Annotated in this window: 21 protein-coding genes; 14 read left to right on the forward strand and 7 right to left on the reverse strand. The window is 66.6% G+C overall.

Annotated elements, in window-relative coordinates:
- Positions 1-2: 2 nt before the first annotated feature.
- The 5 genes from KM295_RS08445 to KM295_RS08465 are packed head-to-tail and all read left to right on the forward strand — an operon-like array spanning position 3 to position 6,829.
- On the forward strand, positions 3-137 hold the full coding sequence (locus KM295_RS08445; protein ID WP_004059453.1) for an AbrB/MazE/SpoVT family DNA-binding domain-containing protein: 135 nt from the start codon (positions 3-5) through the stop codon (positions 135-137).
- A 27-nt stretch (positions 138-164) separates the two neighbouring features.
- The gene (locus tag KM295_RS08450; protein ID WP_256029508.1) at positions 165-1,433 is read left to right on the forward strand and encodes an RNA-guided endonuclease InsQ/TnpB family protein; all 1,269 of its coding nucleotides are present in this window, start codon (positions 165-167) and stop codon (positions 1,431-1,433) included.
- Positions 1,430-2,137 carry a hypothetical protein gene (locus tag KM295_RS08455; RefSeq protein WP_256029509.1) on the forward strand — a complete coding sequence of 236 codons (708 nt, stop codon included), beginning with the start codon at positions 1,430-1,432 and terminating at the stop codon, positions 2,135-2,137. The genes KM295_RS08450 and KM295_RS08455 overlap by 4 nt, the downstream gene beginning before the upstream one ends.
- Before the next feature lie 26 nt (positions 2,138-2,163).
- Entirely contained in the window at positions 2,164-5,271 is a 3,108-nt protein-coding gene (locus KM295_RS08460) for an FAD-binding and (Fe-S)-binding domain-containing protein (protein WP_256029510.1), read from the forward strand.
- Positions 5,272-5,323: 52 nt separating this feature from the next.
- Positions 5,324-6,829 carry a glutamate-cysteine ligase family protein gene (locus KM295_RS08465; protein ID WP_256029511.1) on the forward strand — a complete coding sequence of 502 codons (1,506 nt, stop codon included), beginning with the start codon at positions 5,324-5,326 and terminating at the stop codon, positions 6,827-6,829.
- Between the two features lie 24 nt (positions 6,830-6,853).
- Here KM295_RS08465 and KM295_RS08470 read toward each other — a convergent pair whose 3' ends face one another.
- Entirely contained in the window at positions 6,854-7,810 is a 957-nt protein-coding gene (locus KM295_RS08470; RefSeq protein WP_418904771.1) for a transcription initiation factor IIB, read from the reverse strand.
- A gap of 232 nt (positions 7,811-8,042) precedes the next feature.
- Here KM295_RS08470 and KM295_RS08475 point away from each other — a divergent pair, with 232 nt between their 5' ends.
- A complete protein-coding gene (locus KM295_RS08475) occupies positions 8,043-9,101 on the forward strand; it encodes an isocitrate/isopropylmalate dehydrogenase family protein (RefSeq protein WP_256029512.1) in 1,059 nt (352 codons plus the stop codon).
- Between the two features lie 70 nt (positions 9,102-9,171).
- On the opposite strand, the gene KM295_RS08480 is transcribed toward KM295_RS08475, so the two are convergent.
- The 3 genes from KM295_RS08480 to KM295_RS08490 are packed head-to-tail and all read right to left on the reverse strand — an operon-like array spanning position 9,172 to position 11,992.
- Positions 9,172-9,954 (reverse strand): alpha/beta fold hydrolase, encoded by a 783-nt coding sequence (locus KM295_RS08480; RefSeq protein ID WP_256029513.1) that lies wholly within the window; start codon positions 9,952-9,954, stop codon positions 9,172-9,174.
- A gap of 59 nt (positions 9,955-10,013) precedes the next feature.
- Positions 10,014-11,300: a hypothetical protein gene (locus KM295_RS08485; protein ID WP_256029514.1), complete on the reverse strand. Its 1,287-nt coding sequence runs from the start codon at positions 11,298-11,300 to the stop codon at positions 10,014-10,016.
- Entirely contained in the window at positions 11,297-11,992 is a 696-nt protein-coding gene (locus KM295_RS08490) for a hypothetical protein (RefSeq protein WP_256029515.1), read from the reverse strand. Before KM295_RS08490 ends, KM295_RS08485 begins: the two co-directional genes overlap by 4 nt.
- A gap of 125 nt (positions 11,993-12,117) precedes the next feature.
- Between KM295_RS08490 and KM295_RS08495 the strand changes: the two genes are divergently transcribed.
- A complete protein-coding gene (locus KM295_RS08495; RefSeq protein WP_256029516.1) occupies positions 12,118-13,212 on the forward strand; it encodes an aminotransferase class V-fold PLP-dependent enzyme in 1,095 nt (364 codons plus the stop codon).
- A gap of 91 nt (positions 13,213-13,303) precedes the next feature.
- Positions 13,304-13,462 carry a DUF7563 family protein gene (locus KM295_RS08500; protein WP_011322121.1) on the forward strand — a complete coding sequence of 53 codons (159 nt, stop codon included), beginning with the start codon at positions 13,304-13,306 and terminating at the stop codon, positions 13,460-13,462.
- 40 nt (positions 13,463-13,502) lie between these two features.
- On the opposite strand, the gene glmM is transcribed toward KM295_RS08500, so the two are convergent.
- A complete protein-coding gene (gene glmM, locus KM295_RS08505) occupies positions 13,503-14,822 on the reverse strand; it encodes a phosphoglucosamine mutase (protein ID WP_256029517.1) in 1,320 nt (439 codons plus the stop codon).
- Between the two features lie 104 nt (positions 14,823-14,926).
- Between glmM and rpiA the strand changes: the two genes are divergently transcribed.
- Positions 14,927-15,619 carry a ribose-5-phosphate isomerase RpiA gene (gene rpiA, locus KM295_RS08510; RefSeq protein ID WP_256029518.1) on the forward strand — a complete coding sequence of 231 codons (693 nt, stop codon included), beginning with the start codon at positions 14,927-14,929 and terminating at the stop codon, positions 15,617-15,619.
- A 58-nt stretch (positions 15,620-15,677) separates the two neighbouring features.
- Here the strand turns inward: rpiA and KM295_RS08515 are convergent, their stop codons facing one another.
- Positions 15,678-15,845, reverse strand: coding sequence for a DUF1931 domain-containing protein (locus KM295_RS08515; protein WP_256029519.1), 168 nt, complete (start codon positions 15,843-15,845; stop codon positions 15,678-15,680).
- 203 nt (positions 15,846-16,048) lie between these two features.
- Here KM295_RS08515 and KM295_RS08520 point away from each other — a divergent pair, with 203 nt between their 5' ends.
- From KM295_RS08520 to KM295_RS08525, 3 genes are all read left to right on the forward strand, one after another.
- Positions 16,049-17,332: an RNA-guided endonuclease InsQ/TnpB family protein gene (locus KM295_RS08520; RefSeq protein ID WP_256029520.1), complete on the forward strand. Its 1,284-nt coding sequence runs from the start codon at positions 16,049-16,051 to the stop codon at positions 17,330-17,332.
- A gap of 244 nt (positions 17,333-17,576) precedes the next feature.
- On the forward strand, positions 17,577-17,729 hold the full coding sequence (locus KM295_RS17045) for a DUF7563 family protein (RefSeq protein WP_418904772.1): 153 nt from the start codon (positions 17,577-17,579) through the stop codon (positions 17,727-17,729).
- Between the two features lie 60 nt (positions 17,730-17,789).
- Positions 17,790-18,053 carry a GIY-YIG nuclease family protein gene (locus KM295_RS08525; protein ID WP_256029521.1) on the forward strand — a complete coding sequence of 88 codons (264 nt, stop codon included), beginning with the start codon at positions 17,790-17,792 and terminating at the stop codon, positions 18,051-18,053.
- 8 nt (positions 18,054-18,061) lie between these two features.
- On the opposite strand, the gene KM295_RS08530 is transcribed toward KM295_RS08525, so the two are convergent.
- Entirely contained in the window at positions 18,062-18,583 is a 522-nt protein-coding gene (locus tag KM295_RS08530; RefSeq protein WP_256029522.1) for an archaemetzincin family Zn-dependent metalloprotease, read from the reverse strand.
- Between the two features lie 54 nt (positions 18,584-18,637).
- Between KM295_RS08530 and KM295_RS08535 the strand changes: the two genes are divergently transcribed.
- Both KM295_RS08535 and KM295_RS08540 read left to right on the forward strand, forming a co-directional pair.
- On the forward strand, positions 18,638-19,012 hold the full coding sequence (locus tag KM295_RS08535) for a UPF0146 family protein (RefSeq protein ID WP_256029523.1): 375 nt from the start codon (positions 18,638-18,640) through the stop codon (positions 19,010-19,012).
- Complete coding sequence (locus KM295_RS08540; RefSeq protein WP_256029524.1) at positions 19,009-19,872, forward strand: TIGR01548 family HAD-type hydrolase; 864 nt, start codon at positions 19,009-19,011, stop codon at positions 19,870-19,872. The genes KM295_RS08535 and KM295_RS08540 overlap by 4 nt, the downstream gene beginning before the upstream one ends.
- Positions 19,873-19,910 lie beyond the last annotated feature (38 nt).

The following is a 19,910-nucleotide window of genomic DNA, read 5'->3' on the forward strand; positions in this document are numbered from 1 at the left end:
GTATGGGCCAGACAGAAATGGAATGTTACCCGACTGTCCGTGACCGGGGACAGGTCACGATTCCCGAAGATGTGCGCGAACCGCTCGGTATTGAACCGGGCGACCGAATCAAACTCACTGTCGAACGACTGGACTAACTCAGATGGATGTAACGCTTCGCTGTCGTGCATATCCCGACGAGGAAACTGCCAGCGAAGTCGTTCGAAACGGCTTCGCCGTTTCGTGATGACGAAAGAGCTTCGCTCTTTCGAACCACGTGGCGTCACATCGAAATCCATCGGCAGATACGGAACCACGCCATCCGCGACTACTACTCCTACGACTACGGAAACCGGCCAAGCGCCTACGACCAGCACCGCAAACTCACCGACTGGAAACAGCAGTGGCCGCTCTTTTCGGAAGTCTCGGCACACGCCGCTCAACAGACCGTTTCGGAGATACACAAGAACGTCGAGACGCAGAAGGGGCGGCGGGAGAACGGCCACAAGACAGGGCGATTGAAGTGGCAGGGAAGCGGCGAACGTCGGTCAGTCGCGTATCAGTCTGAAGGCTTCGACGTGAATCACACCACGGGTCAAGACGGATACGCAACACTTCGACTCTCAAAAATCGGCTACATCCCGATTCGAGCGCACCGGGAGCTTCCCGCGACCGAGAACATCAAGCGCGTCGTGTTGAAGAAGGAGCGAACCGGCGACTGGTTCGTGTGTCTCGTCACGGAACGCCCGGACGAGGACCTTCCGGAAAAACCCAGTCCAGATACGCTCGACTCTGCCGACTGCGTGGGCGTGGACCTCGGGATTCTCTCGTACATCCACACCAGCGACGATACGGCGGTGGATATGCTCGACCTGTCCGACGAGTATGACCGCTACGGGCGCGAACAACGGAAACTCGATCGGAAAGAACACGGGTCGACCAACTGGGAGAAACAACGGCAGAAGGTCGCCACGGCGAAGCGGCAAATCAAGCGGGAAGTGCTGGACTACCAGCACAAACTCACGACGTGGCTGGTTCGGGAGTACGACTTGGTGGCAGTCGAGGATTTGGACGTGAAGCCGATGCTGGAAACCAGCCAGAACGCCAAGAACAAACAGGACGCCGCATGGTCGCGGTTTCTGGACCTCTTGGAGTACAAAGCCGACCTGCATGGCACTCAGGTCGTTCGAGTCGAACCAGCAGGAACGACCAAAGAGTGTTCGGAGTGCGGTGTGGAAACGTCGAAACCACTCTGGATTCGAGAACATTCCTGTCCAGCGTGCGGTCATACTGAGGACAGGGACCTGAACGCGGCGAAGAACATCCTTTCTCGTGGTCGCTCACAGCTAGGGGCGGGACGCTCCGAATCAACGCCTGTGCAGACTGCGCTCCCTACGGGAACCCTCTCGGTTCCTGCAAAGCGCGTCGTAGAAGCAGGAAGCCCCGAGGCTTGACCTCGGGGTGGGTTCACAACTGGCGGCTCGACAAGCGCGTCGACGGCGAGTGGTTCCACATCGCGCCACAGGAGTATCCGGAGCCGCTGATGGCGATCGATCCTGGCGGAACGCACACCTGGCGGCTGGCCGTCGCCGATGACGCGGTCGATGCGAGCGAGCCGGTCGACCGAAGCGGCGAGACCGGGACCGAGGACCTCTCGCTGGAGGCGCTGGGCGGGGGACAGTACGCTTTCCGCGCCCGGGGCTGGTTCGAGGGCGGCTACGACGACGGAACGTACGCCTTCGGCGCGACGTTCGACGTCGACGCGCCCGCGCTGTCGATCACGCCGACGAACGCGATTGTCGGGACGCGCCGGGAGGGCGATACCCTCCTCGCCGAATCCGACCGGGGCGATCCCGAGACGGGCCAACTCGCCGCGTACGAACTCCGTCGGATCGGAGACGCCGGCTCGGACGGGGATCTCCCGACCGATGGGGAAATGACGCGGCTGATCGCCGAACAGGTCCTCCGGAACGACCAACTCCGGGACGCCGTCGCGCTGGCGATCGAGTTCGACGCCGAAACCGTCCGGATCGAGGAGTACACCGGTATCAATCCCGTGTTCGGGTCCCCCGACGGCTACTACGAGGTCGGCGGGACCGTCTACGAAGTGACGACCGAAGCGATCGAAGAGGCCACGATCGAGTTGTCGTCACCCTGATTACCCCGCCCGCCGTTTCTTTAGCCATGTCGAAACACGGTGTGCCGACCACTGGAGGGGATCCGGCGGCAGACGCCAGGGCCGGATACGACTATCGGAACGACGCGGTCGAGCGACCCGACCTGCTATCGGGCCTCGAGGCGGTCGTCGACGGCGACGTTCGGTTCGACTCGTACTCGCGGTCGATGTACGCGACCGACGCCAGCATCTACGAGATGACGCCGATCGGCGTCGTCTTCCCGGAATCGACCGACGACGTCGCCGCGACGATCTCTTTTTGCGCCGAACGCGGCGTTCCGGTCCTCCCCCGGGGCGGCGGTACCAGCCTCGCCGGACAGACGGTCAACGAGGCGGTCGTCCTCGATTTCACCCGACACATGGACGACCTCGTGGGGGTCGACCCCGACGCCGGAACGGCGACGGCCCAGCCCGGGATCTATCTCGGCACGCTCAACGAGACGGTCAAACCCCACGGCCTGAAGTTCGCGCCCGATCCGGCCTGGGGGGACAAAAGCGCCCTCGGCGGCGCGATCGGCAACAACTCGACGGGCGCCCACTCGCTGCAGTACGGCAAGACCGACGCCTACGTCGAATCGGTCGAGGCGGTTCTGGCCGACGGGACCGTGACGACCTTCGGGGAAGTCCCACTGGAGGAGCTGCCGGAACTGGCCGAGGGCGAGGGTCTCGAGGCGGCGATCTACGCCGAGATCGCCCGGGTCATCGACGAGGAGGGCGATCTGATCGAGGACCGGTACCCCGATCTGAAACGGAACGTCTCGGGGTATAACCTCGATTGGCTCTTAGAGGACGTACGCGGGGCCGAACGGGGCATCGGCGAACCCGACGCCGAGGGCGGGACGGTAAACGTCGCGAAGTTGCTTTGCGGCAGCGAGGGGACGCTGGCCGTCGTCACCGAGGCGACGGTGTCGCTGGAGCCGATCCCCGAGACGAAGGGCATGACGCTTTTGGCCTACGAATCCCTCGACGCCGCGATGCGCGATGTCGCCCCGATCGTCGAGCACGGCCCGGCCGCGACGGAAGTGATGGACGACGTCCTCCTCGATCTGGCCCGTGACACCCCGGAGTTCGAACCCGTCACCGAGATACTTCCCGAGGGGACGGGAGCGGTGCTCATCGTGGAGTTCTACGCCGACAGCAACGCCGAGGCCAAAGAGAGTGTCGCCACGCTGCTCGACGACCGGCTGCCCGAGTACGATCCGGAGGCCGACCCCGACGGGACGGTCCCCGAGGCGAACGCCGACGTCGGAACCTACGCCTTCGACGCCATCGAGGCCTACGACGAGGAGAGCCGGAAGAAGATCTGGAAGCTCCGCAAGTCCGGGCTCCCGATCCTGCTCAGCCGGACGACCGACGAGAAACACGGCTCGTTCATCGAGGACACCGCGATCCCGCCGGCAAACCTCCCGGAGTTCGTCGCCGATTTCAAGGAGATCCTCGAGTCTCACGACACCTACGCCAGTTTCTACGCCCACGCCGGGCCGGGAGTGTTACACATCCGGCCGCTCATCAACACCAAGTCCGTCGAGGGTGTCGAGACGATGGAGTCGATCGCGGACGCGGTGACCGATCTCGTCGTGAAATACGACGGCTCGGTGTCGGGCGAGCACGGCGATGGCCGTGCCCGCACCCAGTGGAACCACAAACTCTACGGCGACGAACTCTGGGAGACGTTCAAGCAACTCAAAACGGCGTTCGATCCCGACTGGCTTTTGAACCCCGGACAGGTCGTCTTCCGGGCGGAGAACCCAACCGACATGACCGAGAACCTCCGGTTCGATCCCGAATACCGGTTCGAAGCCGGCTTCGAGTCCACACTCGAGTGGGACAACGAAAACGGGATGCAGGGGATGGTCGAACTCTGTCACGGCTGTGGGGGCTGTCGGGGGCCACAGGAGACGACTGGCGGCGTGATGTGTCCGACCTACCGGGCGAGCGAGGAGGAGATCACGAGCACCCGCGGCCGGGCCAACGCCCTCCGGGAGGCGATGAGCGGTCAACTGGACCCCGAGGAGGCGCTCACGACCGAGTTCAGAGAGGAGGTGCTCGACCTCTGTATCGGCTGTAAGGGCTGTAAGATCGATTGTCCGAGCGGCGTCGACATGGCGAAACTGAAAGCCGAGGTGACCCACGAACACCACGAGCGCGAGGGGGCGCCGTTTCGCGATCGGCTCTTTGCGAACTTCGAGTTCCTCGCCCGCCTCGGGAGCGCGACTGCGCCGCTTTCGAACGTCGCCTCGGAACTGCCGGGCGCGCGGTGGCTGCTCGAACGGACGCTCGGGATCGACGCCGAGCGGCCGCTCCCGCGGTTCCACCGGACGACGTTCGCCGAGTGGTTCGAGGATCGCGGCGGGGCGGTCGCCTCGACAGAGCGGGCGAGTTCGGCCACCGACGAGGGGCCGCTCCGGCGAGCGGTGCTGTATCCCGACACGATCACGAACTACACCAACCGGGACGCGGCGAAGGCCGCCGTCGAGGTGCTTGAGGCGGCGGGTGTCGCGGTGACGGTCCCCGACGGGATCGGCGACACCGGCCGCCCGGCCTTCTCGAAGGGAATGCTCGATACCGCCCGGGAGGCCGCCAGGGAGAACCTCGACGCCCTCGGCCCGCTCGTCGAGGATGGCTACGACGTGGTCGTGATCGAACCCTCCGACGCCGTCATGTTCCAGTCGGATTACCTCGATCTGTACCCCGATTCGGTCACCGAGCGGGTCGCGGCCAACACCTACGGTGTCTGTGAGTATCTCGATACCTTCGGACTCGACAGGGGGCTTTCGTTTTCCTCCGACGACGAGCCGTTCGCTTATCACGGTCACTGCCACCAGAAAGCGACGAAGAAGGACCACCACGCCGTCGGCGTTCTCCGTCGGGCCGGGTACGCGGTCGAGCCGCTGGATTCGGGGTGTTGCGGGATGGCGGGTTCCTTCGGCTACGAGGCCGAACACGCCTCGATGAGCGACGCGATCGCGGAGATCCTCTACGGTCAGATCGACGACAGCGACCCCGACCGCGTCGTCGCGCCCGGGGCGTCGTGTCGGACGCAACTGCACAACCGCGAGGGCGAAAGCGAGGAGCCGCCGACGCCGATCGAACTGCTCGCCGAGGCGCTCGAGTAGATCGCGCCGGCGAGCCACACGTTTCAAATCCCTCCCGCTCACAGAGGCCGGTATGTCAGCCTCGGAACTCGCGGCCGAAATCAAGGAGGCACTCGACGTCGACCCCGATGCGTTCGAAGCCAAGGTCGACGCCGAGGCCGAGGCGCTGTGCGAGGCGGTCGCCGACGGGATCTTCGATAACCCGCAGGCGATCGTCGGCCTCGAGTACGAGTTCTATGCCGTCGACGCCGAGACGGACGCTCTCATGCGGGTGCCGCGCCGACTGTTGGAGTACATCGGCTTCGAGAAGGAACTCGGGCTCCACAACGCCGAACTCTCGACGACGCCCCAGCCGCTGTCCCGGTACGGCCTCCGCGCACAGGAGGCGGAGGTACAGGCGAAACTCGATGCGGCCAGGACCGAGGTCAACCGGGAGGGGATGGCGCTTGTCAGCGACGGCCTCTGGACGGTCCCGCCGATCGGCGAGACGGCCTCCGAGTATCTCACCGACAGCATCGAGGAGGAGGGGGTCCGGATGGCGACCAACATGTCGCGGGCGGTTCGGTATCACGCGATGGCCAACACCGACTACGCCGCCGAACTCCAACTCGAGGCGCCACACGTCTCGCTTTCGGCCGATACCGTGATGCCGGAGAGTCTCATCACTTCGATCCAGCCACACTATCAGGTCGCCCACGCCGGCGACCTGCCGGAGAACTTCCGGTATGCGCTCCGGATCGCCGGGCCACTCCTGGCCGTCGCGGTCAACTCCCCCTTTTTCCCGCCGGATCTGTACGACGAGGACGGCGAGACGGTCCTCGAAGAGTGCTGGATGGAAAACCGGGTCCCCGTCTTCGAGTCGGTGCTGAATCCAACCGACGCCGAGAAGGTGACGTTCCCCGAGGACATCGACAGCGTCGAGGAGGCGATCGACCGGATCGCCGAGGACGCGACGGTCGTGCCGGCCGATCTGGATCCGAAGGGCCGCTTCGACGACGAGTTCGCCCACTTCAGACACACACACGGGAGCTTCTGGCGGTGGGTCCGCCCCGTCTTCGACGGATCGACACGCAAGAGCGCGAACGCCCGCATCGAGTTCCGGCCGCTGCCCGGCCAGCCGACCGTCCGGGGCACCGTCGCGCTTTTGGCCGTCTTCGCCGGCCTGCTCGAGAGTCTCCCCCGCCGCGAACACCCCGTCTTCGATCAGCCCTGGGAGCGTGCCGAGGCGAACTTCTATCGGGCCGTCCGCGACGGGCTCGAGGCCGATCTGACGTGGGTGACCGCCGACGGGACCGAAACGACCGACACCGAGGAGATCTACGCCGAACTGTTCGAACTCGCCCGCGACGGCCTCGAGTTGCGGGGACTCGACGCCGCCGAGGCCAACCGCTACATCCAGCCGCTCAGAGAGCGTGTCGACCGGCGGATGACGCCGGCGCGCTGGAAACACGACCGCGTGAAAGCGCGGATGGAGGACGGCGAGCCGTTCGGACAGGCGATCTGGGGGATGCAGGCCGACTACATCGACGCCCAGTCGGGGACGCTCATCGAGGGGAGTTTCCCCGAGTGGCTCGATTGACTCGCCGGGTCGTTTCCGCCCGTCTCACTCGATCTCCGCGACCGAGAGCACCTCCCGGTAGCGGTTCCGGATCGTCACCTTGCTGACGTCGGCCGCCTCCGAGACGTCCGCCTGCGTCAGCCCGTCGTCGCGCAGCCGCCCGGCCGCGTAGAGCGCGCTCGCGGCGATCCCGACCGGGCTCTTGCCGCTGTGGATGCCCGCCTCGACGACCGTCTCGATGAGGTCGCGAGCGAGCCGTTCGGTCGACTCCGGACAGTCGAGCTCGGAGGCGAACCGGCCGATGTACTCGCCCGGGTGGGCCGGCGGGATCTCGAGTTCGAGTTCCCGGGCCAGATACCGATGGGCGCGTTCGATCTCGAGGCGTTCGACCCGACTGACCCGCGTCACCTCGTCGACCGATCGGGAGACGCGCTCCAGCCGGGAGGCGGCGTACAGCGCCGCGCTCGCCATCCCCTCGATCGATCGGCCCCGCAGGAGATCCGCCGAAAGCGCCCGCCGGTAGATGGCGCTTGCGGTCTCTCTGACCGGTTCGGGCAGCCCCAGTGCCGACGCCATCCGGTCGATCTCTCCGAGGGCGTGTCTGAGGTTTCGATCCTGGGCGTCCTCCGTTCGGCTCCGGCGGTTCCAGGTCCGCAGCCGCCGGAGCTGTCTGCGTTTCCGTCCTCCGAGGGCGTTGCCGTAGGCGTCGGTCGCGTCGAACCCGATCGTCGTCGAGAGCCCCTTGTCGTGGATGGTGTTCGTCGTCGGGGCGCCGACTCTGGACTTCCGGTCGCGTTCGGCGGCGTCGAACGCGCGCCACTCGGGGCCGGCGTCGATCTGCTGGCCGTCGACGACGAGCCCACACTCCGTACAGACGCGCTCCTCGCGGTCGCCGCCGACGACGTCGCCGTCGCACTCCGGACAGACGTCCCGTGTCGTCCCGTCCGGATCCATCTCCCGTTCGTCCGGCGGACGGTCCGAAACCCGCTCCCGGCCGGTCATCGACGCTCACCACCGACCGCGACGGATGGTTCCTCGGCGGGGATACTTCGGCTCGTCGATGGGGGAGTTCCGATCGTGTGATGCATTAGATATCGATTACGGTTCGGTAATCAGGTAACTGTTAGTAGTTATATAACAATAATTTTTCGGACGGGAGAAACTCTTTACCGTTACCGAAGTCGCTTTGGCGTACACCGTAACCGATTTATGTTTCGACGGTGCCCGATAACTGATGCCGAACGACATCGCAGTCATCCCGGGAGACGGTATCGGCACCGAAGTCGTCGATCGCTCGTTGCCGGTCGCCGAGGCGGCCGCCGACGCCGCCGGCGTGTCGATCGAAACCGCCGACTACGGGTGGGGTTCCGAACGGTACCTCGCGGAGGGGGCCATGATGCCCGAGGACGGTCTCGATCGGCTCCGCGATCACGACGCGATCTTTCTCGGCGCCGTGGGCCACCCCGAAGTGCCGGACTACGTGACGCTCGGCGGGCTCCGCCTCGAGATCACGAAGGGGTTCAAACAGCACGTCTGTGAGCGTCCCACCCACCTGTTCGAGGGGGTTACGAGCCCGTTGCGGGAGTATGCGGGCGGGGAGATCGATTTCGTCGTCTACAGACAGAACACGGAGGGCGAGTACGCCGACATCGGCGGTCGCGAGTACGGGGGCTTCGACAACGAAGTCGCCGTCCAGAGCGCGCTGTTTACGCGCGAGGGAACCGAGACAATCGTTCGGGCGGCCTTCGAGGCCGCAGCCGACCGCGACGGCGAGCTCACCAACGTCACGAAGTCCAACGCACAGGCCCACGGGATGGTCTTCTGGGACGATATCGTCGACGAGGTCGGCGCGGAGTACCCCGGGGTTTCCGTCGAGCGGCTGCTCGTCGACGCCGCCAGTATGGACCTCGTCAGACGGCCCGAGGAGTTCGACGTGCTCGTCGCCTCGAACCTCTTCGGCGACATCCTCACCGACCTCGGTGCGGGTATCTCCGGGAGCCTCGGCCTCGCGCCCTCCTCGAACGTCGACCCGACCCGCGAACACCCCTCGATGTTCGAGCCGGTCCACGGCAGCGCCTTCGACATCGCGGGCGAGGGGATCGCAAACCCCATCGGCGCCGTCCGATCGTGGGCGCTTCTCTTCGAGCATCTCGGCGAGGCCTCGGCCGCCTCGAAGCTGCGGGACGCGGTGGCCGACCAACTCGCCGACCCCGACGCCCCGCGCACCCCCGACATCGGCGGCACGTCGGGAACGGGGGCTGTCACGGCCGACCTCCGCGAACGGATCGAGTGACCTGTCCCCGAAGCCCGTCTCCCGTCCCCCGTCCCCGATCTCGGTTCCCTTCGCCCCGGTTCGACGCCGGTTACACCTCGTCGGATTCGACGCGGCCGAGGAACCCCTCGATCGCGTCAGTCACGGCCGCGGCGTGTTCGATATAACAGCACCGCTTGCCCTCGACGGCCTCGAAGCGTCCCCGCGGGAGCGTCTCGGCGAGAGTCTCGCCGGCCGTCTTCGGCACTACCGGATCGTCGGTCCCACGGAAGACCAGCGCCGGGACCGACAGTTCGTACAGCGGTCCGGGATCGAACCCCAGCGCCACAGAGCGGTGTCCGGCGAGCGCCTCGCCGGCCGCGTCCTCGGTTTTCCGCCACTCGAGGATCCGATCGACGGCGTTCGACTCGGCCAGAAACCGGTCGGTGAACGCCAACGACAGCGACGACCGGAGCCGCGATGGGTCCGAGGGGTGCAGCGCCGCGAGCGCGTCGGCGTCGATCCGATCGCCCGACGGCGGCACGCCGAAAAGCGAAAGCGACCGGGCGCGGCCGTACGTCCTCGCGTGTCGGAGCGCGACCATCCCGCCGAGCCCTGCCCCCACGAGGTGGACCCGCCGGAGACCGGCCGCGGCGAGGACCGCCTCCAGATCGGCGGCGAACCGATCGAGGGTGTAGGGGCTACTCCGGTCGGACCCGTCGGTGCCGCGCGCCGCGTAGACGAGCGTCCGGTACGGTCCCGAGAGCGTCGGCGCCTGCCAGCCCCACACCCACGGGCCGAACCCGACGTCCGGAACGAAGGCGATAGCCGGTCGATCGGCCGGCCCGGACTGTTCGTATCGGAGCCGCGTCCCGTCAGTCGTGACCGTCGGCATGGACGGCGTTTCGTGACGCCGACGGATAGAACTGCCCGTCGAGGCGGGTTCGGAGGCCTTCAGGACTCCAGCGTGTCGAGGACCTCCCGGCACGCGGCCGGGGCGTTCCGGGCCCGCAGAGTCGCCGTGACGTACCGCCGGATCGTATCGTCCAGGCCGGCGGGCCTGACGTTGCTGTGTTGACGCGCCAACTCGTCGTCGGCGTGGACCACGAGCCACGCCGCGTCGGCGAGGGCGCCGCGGACGAGCGCCGGACGGGGGCTCTCCTCGAGCCCTGTCCGGATGGCCGAAAGTGCCTCGGATCGTATCGCACGGACGTCCTCGCCGGTTTCGGCGCGGAAGCGCTCGCCCTCGTCGATCCGGTCTCGGAGCCGATCGTACGCGAGGATGTCGACGAGCGCCTCCGTGGCGGACTGTACCGTCCGTGCCGGGCTCTCGATGTCTCTCGCGCTCCGGGCGCTCGATTCGGCCTCGTCGTGGAGGCGACCTTCGAGCCGCATACGCAATCGGCTGTCGCTCTCCTCGGGGGCGGCCGGCAGTTCCGCCAGGTGGCGTTCGAGCGTCCCGGTCAGCGATTCGGCCGACGCCTCGAACGTCGACGCGAGGTCGCCGGCGTCAGACGGCAGGGAGGCCCCGAACCGCCCGTACAGATAGCGGCTGTCCTCGAGGCCCGCCCGTGCCGACTCCGCGCTCTCGCCCCACTCGGCGACCGTCAGGAGCGCGCCGGGATCGCCGTAGGGTGCCGGATCACCTCCGAAGATCCGCTCGATGGTCTCTTCGATGCCGGCGTGGACGACGACGGCACGGACCGGATCCTCGCCGCGGTACTCGTGTTCCGACCGGAAGGCGTTCGCCTCGTTCAGCGTCTCCCGGTGGGCCGAACGCAGGTCCGGCTCCGTCCGCCCGTCGGCGACGAAGGCCCACCCCGCCGCGGCGTATCGAGCCTGGGTCCGTGCGCGCCGGAGCGACCTCATCGCCGACAGCCGCGTTCCCGCCGATCGGGCCGCATCGAGGCGGTCCGTCGCCCGTTCGGCCGCCGCAACGAGTTCCTCCCGGACGTGCCCGTTGGGGATGTCTTCCGGCCCCAGCGGCATCGGGAGCCGCCCGAGCAGGTCCGTCACACGGCTCGCGGTTCCGGCCAGCCGGTCGCGCTCGATGTCGACCGGGAGGTCCGCTTCGACGATCGGCGTCGACTCGTCGGGATCGGGAACGTCCGGAAGCCGCGTGATCGGGATCGCTTCGGCCGAGTCGTCCGATCGCCCGCCGAGTCCGCTACAGCCGGAAAGAGCCGCCGCCGCCCCGGCCGAAAGCAGGACCCTCCGCCGTGTCCAGGTCGGGTCGGTCATCGCTCCGTCCCCCCGTCGGTGGCGTTCGCCGCGTCCTCCGTGGACCCGCCGTCGGCGCCCTCGGCACCGGCGGGACCGTCGCCGTGGCAGGACCCGCGTCCGCTGATGCTGGAGCCGTAGCCGTTGACCTCCGATTCGGCGAGGCTCGCGGGGATCCGGACGAGCCGTGACTCGAAGACCTCCGCGTCGGCGGCACAGCGCTCGTCGTAGGGGCGCCCACGCCGCACGTAGTTCGTCTGTACCTCGTCGACGGCCCACGAGACCGAACAGAGCTTCAGCCGGAAACACTCCGCGACGCGTACCGTCTCGAGATAGATCGTCTCGTTTTCGAAATCTGTCGCCGAGATGAACGACGAGACCGCCGTCGCGTCGGCGCCGTCGGCGACGACGAGGTTCTCGGCCCGCGATCCGCTGTCGACGACCGTGTGTGTGTGATACCTGGACTGTCGGTCCGCCCCGGCCGGTGTCCCGTCGGCACCTGCCAGCCGGATCGACGGCTCGGCCGCGTCGGTCCGGAGCAGGAGGCTGTCGGGGTCGGTTTCGCTGTTCTCACCGCGGGTCGACGGCCCGGGGCCGTCCGAGGCCGACCGCGAGACGCTCGACTCCTCGCCGGTGAACCGCCCACAGCCGGCCAGCCCGGCGGTCAAAGCGGCGGCTGTCCGGAGGAGGTTGCGTCGCGTTGGGGGGACCATCTGTGTCGTCTCCGAGTGGGGGACAATAGGATAAACCGTTTACGTCTCGACTGTGGTTGTGGAGTACCGTCCCTGTCGGCGACGGGATGGGGTAGACCTTTTCCGCCGGCGGCCGAACCCGGCCCATGGATCCGACCGATCTCCGCGCGGAGATTCCCGCCTGTCAGTCGTGTGCGTACCTGAACACCGGCGCCAGCGGACCGTGTCCCGAACCCGTCGTCGAGGCGGTCGCCGACGCCCAGCGACGCCAGGAATTCGACGTCTGCTCGGTCGGTCACTACACCGCCGCCGCAGACCTCAAGGAAAAAGCCCGGGGGGCGATCGCGCCCCACGTCGGCGCCACCCCGGCCGACATCGCGCTGGTCGATGCGACCGGCGACGGGATCAGCCGGATCGCCAACGCTCTCGAGTGGGAACCGGGCGATCGGGTCGTTCGGACCGACCTAGAACACCCTTCGGGCGTGTTGCCGTGGCGGCGCCTCGCCGAGACGGGCATCGAGGTCACGACGGTTTCCTGTCCCGAGGGTCGGTTGCCGATGGACGCCTACCGGGAGGCCGTCGAGGGGGCACGGCTGGTCTGTCTGAGTTCCGAAAGCTGGCTCCACGGAACGCGGCTCCCCGTCGCCGAGGCTGTCGAGATCGCCCACGACGCCGGCGCGCTCGTCGTCGTCGACGCCGTCCAGACGGTCGGCCAGCACCCGATCGACGTCGAGGCGTGGGGTGCCGACGTCGTCTGTGCGTCGGGCCACAAGTGGTTGCTCGGGCCGTGGGGCGCCGGGTTCGTGTACGTCGCCCCCGACTCGCTTTCGGCGCTCCGCCCCCGCCACATCGGCTACCGGAGCGTGACCGATCCCACCGGAGAGGGCCTGGAGTATCACCCCGATGCGAGCCGTCTCGAGGTCTCGACGAACGCGGTCGCCCCCTACGCCGGCCTGATCGAGGCGATCGACCTGCTCGAGTCGGTCGGGATGGACACGGTCGAGGCCCGGATCGAACGGCTCACCGATCGGCTCAAGGCGGGCCTCGGCGATAGGTGTCTCTCGCCAGACGTCTACGAATCCGGGCTGGTCGCCTTCGAGGTCGACGATACCGGGTCGTTCCTCGAGCGAACCGAGGCGGCTGAAATAGCTGTCCGCGATCTCCCCTCGGGAGTGATCCGGGCGTCCGTCCACGCGTTCAACACCGCAGAGGAGATCGACGCGCTCCTAGAGCTGTGTTGACCGCCGCCCGCCCGCGCCCCCGTGACGGCCGTTCCGGCGCGGTACAGTCTCTCACACTATAATTATGTGTATTCGGACCTTCCAGGTATGTATGCCGGAATGTCAGAACTGCGGCGCGTTCGTGACGGCAGCGTACGCACGGGTTTTCACGCCGAACGGTGTCGAGAACCCGCGCGTCTGTCCACAGTGTGAGGACAAGATCCGGGACGGATCGGACGTCCGCGAGGCCCGTTCGACCCGCCGGACGTGACCTGACCGCCCGACTCTTCGTTCTTTCGTGTTCGTGACGTTTAGCCGCCGCCGTCGGCGTCTTCGACGAGCGAACGGGCCTCCGCGAGCAGCTCCTCGGCCCGTCCCGACGCGCGCGCTTCCGCCGTGAGCCGAACGAGCGGCTGGGTACCGCTGGCACGGATCAGAAACCAGCCGTCGTCGCGCTCGACTCTGACGCCATCGAGGGTCCCGACCGACTCGTAGGTTTCCAGCACCTCCGCTTCGACGGCCGCCATCGTCGCCGCCTTGTCCGTCCGTTCGATACTCGCCCGCCGGATCGGATACGAGGGGATCGCCTCGAGTCGCTTCCCGATCGGTTCGGCCGCCGCGAGCGCCGCCAGCCGAACCGCCGCGAGCGGGCCGTCCGGACACAGCGTCGCCTCGGGCCAGATCCAGGCGCCGGAGGGCTCCCCGCCGAAGGCGACGTCCTCGGCGCGTGCGGCCTCGGCGACGTGGACGTCACCGACGGGCGTCCGGGTGACGGCCACGCCGCGGTCGGCGAGAAAGTCCTCGACGGCGAGGCTGGTATCGACGGGGACGGCGACACGCCGGCCCGCCTCGGCGGCGTCGGCCGCAAAGAGCGTCAAAAGCGCATCGCCCGACAGGAAGGTCCCGTCGCCCGCGACCGCCCGGGTCCGGTCGGCGTCGCCGTCGTGGGCGATCCCCAGATCGTAGGCGCCATCAGCGACCAGCGCCGCGAGCGCGCGACAGTTCGCTTCGGTCGGCTCGGAGGGCCGCCCCGGGAACCGTCCGTCCGGCTGGGCGTTGAGCGTCTCGACGGCACACCCGGCTTCGATGAGCGCCTCGACGGTGACCCCGCCGGCGCCGTTACCGAGGTCGACGGCGATCTCGAGATCGAGCGCGTCGGCCCCGCCTGCGGCCTCGAGGAGCGTCCCGACGTGCCGGGCGGACGTGTCGGCGGCGGTCCGCGTTCCGAGCCCGTCCCACGGCCGGAGGTCGTACTCGTCGGCCTCGATTCGTTCCGCGATGCGGTTCTGGTCGGCGGTGTCGTAGGCCTGCCCCGAGGGCTGCCACAGCTTGAGCCCGTTGTCCTCGGGGGGGTTGTGACTCGCCGTCACCGCGAGGCCGGCGTCGGCTCCGAGCCAGCCGACGCTCCGTGCGACCGTCGGCGTCGCGGCCATCCCCAGATCGACCACGTCGGTTCCGAGCTCCCGGAGCCCGGCCGCCGCCGCGTCGACGAGCACTTCGCCGCTGTCCCGTGGATCCCGGCCCACGACGACCCGGTCGGTCTCCGCGCCGAGGGCCCGTCCCACCCGAAGCGCCAGGGCGGCGGTCACCTCCGTTCCGACCGCCCCGCGGATCCCGCTGGTTCCGAACATATCGGCGGCACTCGCGCCACGGGCAAAACTCTGCCCGTCCGTCCGGGCGACAGCACACGGCATACACCACAAGTGCTTTTTCCGCGTCGGTCCGAGACGCCGGCATGAAACAGCCCGGCGGAACGGACACACAGAAACGACGGGCCGGCGAGAGCGCCGCCGCGGCCGTTCCCGACGGCTCGGTCGTCGGGTTCGGCACCGGCTCGACGGCCGCCGAAGCGATCCGTGCGCTGGGCCGGCGGGTCGAGTCGGGGCTCGATATCCGTGCGATCCCGACCTCCTATCAGTCCAGACAACTCGCCCGCGAGGCGTCGATCCCGCTCGTGACGCTCGAGGACGCCGCACCCGACGTCGCGATCGACGGCGCCGACCGAATCGCCGGCTTCGATCTGATAAAGGGCGGCGGCGCGGCCCACGCCCGCGAGAAACTCGTTGCGACGGCCGCCGGCCGCCTCTGGATCGTCGCCGACGGGACGAAACTCGCCGACACGCTGGACCGTCCGGTCCCGATCGAGGTGCTGCCCGACGCCGTCCCCGTTCTCGAACCGGCGCTCGAATCGCTCGGCGGTGACCCGACGCTTCGGGCCGCCGAACGCAAGGACGGCCCGGTCGTCACCGACAACGGCAACCTCGTCGTCGACTGTGCGTTCGGCGAGATCGCCACGCCCGCCGATCTCGCTGCCGACCTCGCGGCGCTGCCGGGCGTCGTCGAACACGGCCTCTTCGTCGGAATGGCCGAGGAGATCCACGTCGGAACCGAATCGGGCGTCGACGTCCGCGAACGCGGATCACGGTAAGTCGCGGTCCGGCCCCGCCGCTCTTCGGGTGATATAAAAAACGTAAACGCCGTCGACCTTACAGGTCGCGCGGCTGGACCGTCTTGCGGTCGTTCTCCTCTGCCCGTCGGGCGGCGTCCTCGAGCAGTTCTTCGACCTCGTCGTCGAGGGCGGCGTAGAAGTCCGAGGCAACGTTCATGTCATCGAGCGCTTCCTTCACAGTGGCTTTGACGATCAGGTCTGCCATACAGGGTCTTGTTTCTCCGGGCCCTTTATATACTTTCCCAAAATCGGGCGGCATGGATGCTTCTATCGCCCGTTTAGCAGATTGGGCGAGAAGCCCCTACCCTCAAGGAGCGACCCGATGGGAGCGAGTAGGGTGGGGATGAATCGTCCTGCGAGGGATGCTTATTTTTAAGTTTCTACAGGTAGATAATCAAGGTACGGCGCATGGATTACGCACTCAAGTATCGGTTGTTTCCTGACAGTCAGCAGCGGGAGCAACTGGACTGGGTGCGTGACACCGTGCGACAACTCTACAACCACAGTCTGCACCGCTACAACCGGATACCCGAAACCGAGGGCACTGTCAAACAGCGCGTCACACAGGTCAGAGATGAGATACCCGATTTGAAAGACTGGTGGACTGATCTGACGAACATCTACTCGACAGTCCTTCAACAGGCTGTTGAGCAGATCGCCACCAACATCGAAAACCTCGGGAAGCTCAGGCAGAAAGGCTACTCGGTTGGGTCGTTAAACTGGAAAGCGCCACATGAGTATCGGAGTTTCACGTATCGCCAACGGGGTTTCGAACTCGATGAGAAGAGTGGCCCCAATAGACGTGGACTCCTGACACTCAAGAAAGTCAACGGCGACAACATCGACGTTCCGATACGGCTCCACCGACCACTCCCAGACGACGTTGACGTGAAACACGTCACGGTCAAAAAAGACCAGACGGGTGCATGGTATGCCTGCCTCAACATCGAACAAGACGCCGCCGAGAAGCCCGACCCCGGCGAGATAGACACTGAATATACTGTCGGGTTGGACCTCGGCATCACGAACTTCATCCATGACTCTGACGGCAGGCAAATCAGCCGTCTCGACCTATCCAGTGACCGAGAACGGCTGGAACGCGAGCAACGGAAGCTCTCCCGGAAAGAACACCGGTCGAACAACTGGGAAAAACAGCGACAGACGGTGGCTGAAGTGCATAAGCGGATGCGGCAGAAGAAACTGGACTTCAAGCATAAGGTTGCGGCGTTCTACACCAGCGAGTTCGACGCTGTGTTTGTGGAAGACCTCAACGTGAAGTCACTGCTTGAAGACGACAAGAACGGTCGGAACACCCACGAAGTTGGATGGCGAGCCTTCATCACTATTCTCAAACACCACGGTAACAAGCGTGGGTGTCACGTCGTGGAAGTTGACCCGGAAGACACGACGAAAGAATGCAATCAGTGTGGTGTGAAAACCGAGAAGCCGTTGTGGGTCCGGGAACACTCATGCCCGAGTTGCGGTTTTGAAACCGACCGTGACTATAATGCCGCGTTGAACGTCTGGGAACGTGGTTTGCGGAAGATAGGAGTGGTTCACTCCGAAGCAACGCCTGCGGAGACTGGAACCGCTGTGGACACGGATGCCATCCATGAAGTGTCTGCAAGTTCCGTCGTGGAAACAGGAAGCCCCTGCCTCAAGGAACGAACAGCGATAGCCGTGAGTGAGTAGGCAGGGGTAGTTCACCCCCACCCTGTGCCCCCCGGATCGGGGTGATCGGCTCCCTATTTAAATCGTTTCGACCGCGGGCCTCGATCCCGGGGTGGGACCTGCGGCCTTCCGACCGTCGACGCTCGCTCGGTATAACGGCTCTTAACCCCCTCGGATCCGGTCGTTTGGTACCGTTTGCCGAGAGTATTAATGTCTCGAAGCCCTTCATATGAATACAGGCGAGTGACCCCTCGCTGAGGACAGAATGCCCAGATGTGACCACTGTGACGCGCACGTTTCCGGGCGGTTCGCCCGGGTGTTCGCCGACGAGAGCGGACGCGTCCGTGCGTGTCCCAACTGTTCCGCAAACGCCGGTATCGCAGAGGTTTCCAGAGACCGCGCCGGCGAACGGTCGTAGCGGGCCGCGAGCAGCCGTTCGATCCACGGACTTTTATCCGCCGTCGGGCAACTGATATCGATGCCGACACCGACCGACGGATCGCATTTCGTCTACGTACTCGAGTGTGCCGACGGCACCTTCTATACTGGCTACACGACGGACGTCGAGCGGCGCCTCGCCGAACACAACGCGGGCGAGGGCGCAAAGTACACCCGCGGGCGGACGCCCGTCGAGGTAATTCACACGGAGCGTTTCGACGGTCGCCCGGCCGCGATGCGCCGCGAACACGAGATCAAAGGGCTCTCGCGGGCCGGAAAGAAGCGGCTGGTCCGAAACGAGTGAGCGCCGAGTTACAACACGAGCCGCTGACAACTCCCACAGAGGTGTTCCTCCTTGACGTCGACCTCCCGGACCGTCGGCGAGAAGTTCATGACACACCGGGAGTTGTCGCAGTGTTCCAACCCGAGCGTGTGTCCGATCTCGTGGATGACTTCCTTGCGGACCCGGTCGGCGAAGATATCGCCCGCGGACCGCTCGGAGAACCCGCCGTCCGAAGAGGTCTGGAGCCGGTACGTCGAGATGACCGAGCCGTTCCCCGAGAGGTACGCCAGCCCGAAGACGTAGTTTCGCCGGCGGTAGTAGAGGTCCTTGTCGGTGACTGCGATGTTCTTTTCTCCGTCGCCGATCCGCCCGGCGAGTTCGATGAACTCCTCGGCACGGTACTGCTCGCGGTCGGCGTCGTAGGCGCCGTCGGGGATCGGCTGGCCGTCCTGAATCGTCACCTCACAGTCGTAGACCGACCGCAGCCCCCCCGATGCCTCCCGCTTTACGACCGCGGGGAGGTCACCGACCGGCACGATGTCGACGTGCATGCGAAATTGTTAGATACCGTTGCTCATAAACATCCCGACGTGCAACCCGACCCGATGGCCACGCTCGTCGACCGCCTGGCCCGATACGACGAACTGATCGAAGTCGGCGTCGGTGACTGCCCCGACGTCGCGGCCGCGCTGGCCGAACGCGGGTGCCGCGTCACGGCGACGGACCTCCGCGAGCGGCCGGTGCCCGCGACGGTCCGGTTCGTCCGCGACGACGTGACCGACCCCGATCCGTCGCTGTACGCCGGCGCCGACGCGGTCTATGCGCTCAATTGCCCGCCGGAACTCCAGGGACCGCTCGCCGACGCGGCGGAAACGGCCGGAGCGGACTGTCTTTTCACCACGCTCGGCGCCGACCCGGCGGTCGTCGAGGCGACCCCGGAGACGCTTCCGGCGGGAACGCTGTTCGGAGTCACGACATGAACGCCGACGCGATCGTTCTGGATGTCGACGGCGTCCTCGTCGACGTCGCCGACTCCTACCGGCGGGCTATCGTCGAATCGGTCGAGCACGTCTACGGCGAGACGATCGAGTACGACGACATCCAGCTGTTCAAGAACGCCGGCGGCTTCAACAACGACTGGGAGCTGACCTACGCCGCGGCGCTGTACGTGCTGGCCAGCCGGGAGAAACCGCGGCTCAGCATCGAGACCTACACCGGGCTGATAAAGGCCTCCGGCGGCGGCCCGGCGGCTGCCGAGACCGCCGTCGCGGACGAACTCGACCCGGCGTCCCGCGAGCAGATCCTCTCGGAGTGGGACCGCGAGCGGCTCCGGGACGTCTTCCAGCAGCTGTATCTGGGGAGCGACCTCTACCGAGAACTCGAGGGCGGCGAGCCGGATCTGGACACCGAGGGATTCATTCACGACGAGCCGGTTTTGCTCGAGGCGGAGACCCGCCGTGCGCTCGAGGCGTGGCCCCTCGGTGTCCTCACCGGGCGGCCGGCCGCGGAGGCCGAGATCGCCCTCGATCGCGTCGGGCTCTCGATCCCCGAAAGGCGCCGGTTCACGATGGACGACTGGGAGGGAGGCAAACCCGACCCCGGCGCGCTCGTCGAGTTGGCAGACCGGCTCGATGCCGACCGGCCGGCCTTCGTCGGCGACACCCTCGACGATATCCGAACGGTAAACAACGCCGTCGAGACCGACCCCGATCGGACCTACCGGAGCGTCGGCGTCCTCACGGGGGGACTCAGGGGGGAGACCGGCCGCCGGAAGTACCGCAACGTCGGCGCCGACATCGTCATCGAGAGCATCAACGAGCTGCCCGGCCTGATCGAGTGATCGCCCTCCCGTTCCGTCCGTGGCAACGGTCTCCGATC

Source organism: Natronomonas aquatica, from assembly GCF_024449025.1.
Classification (GTDB): Archaea; Halobacteriota; Halobacteria; order Halobacteriales; family Haloarculaceae; genus Natronomonas; species Natronomonas aquatica.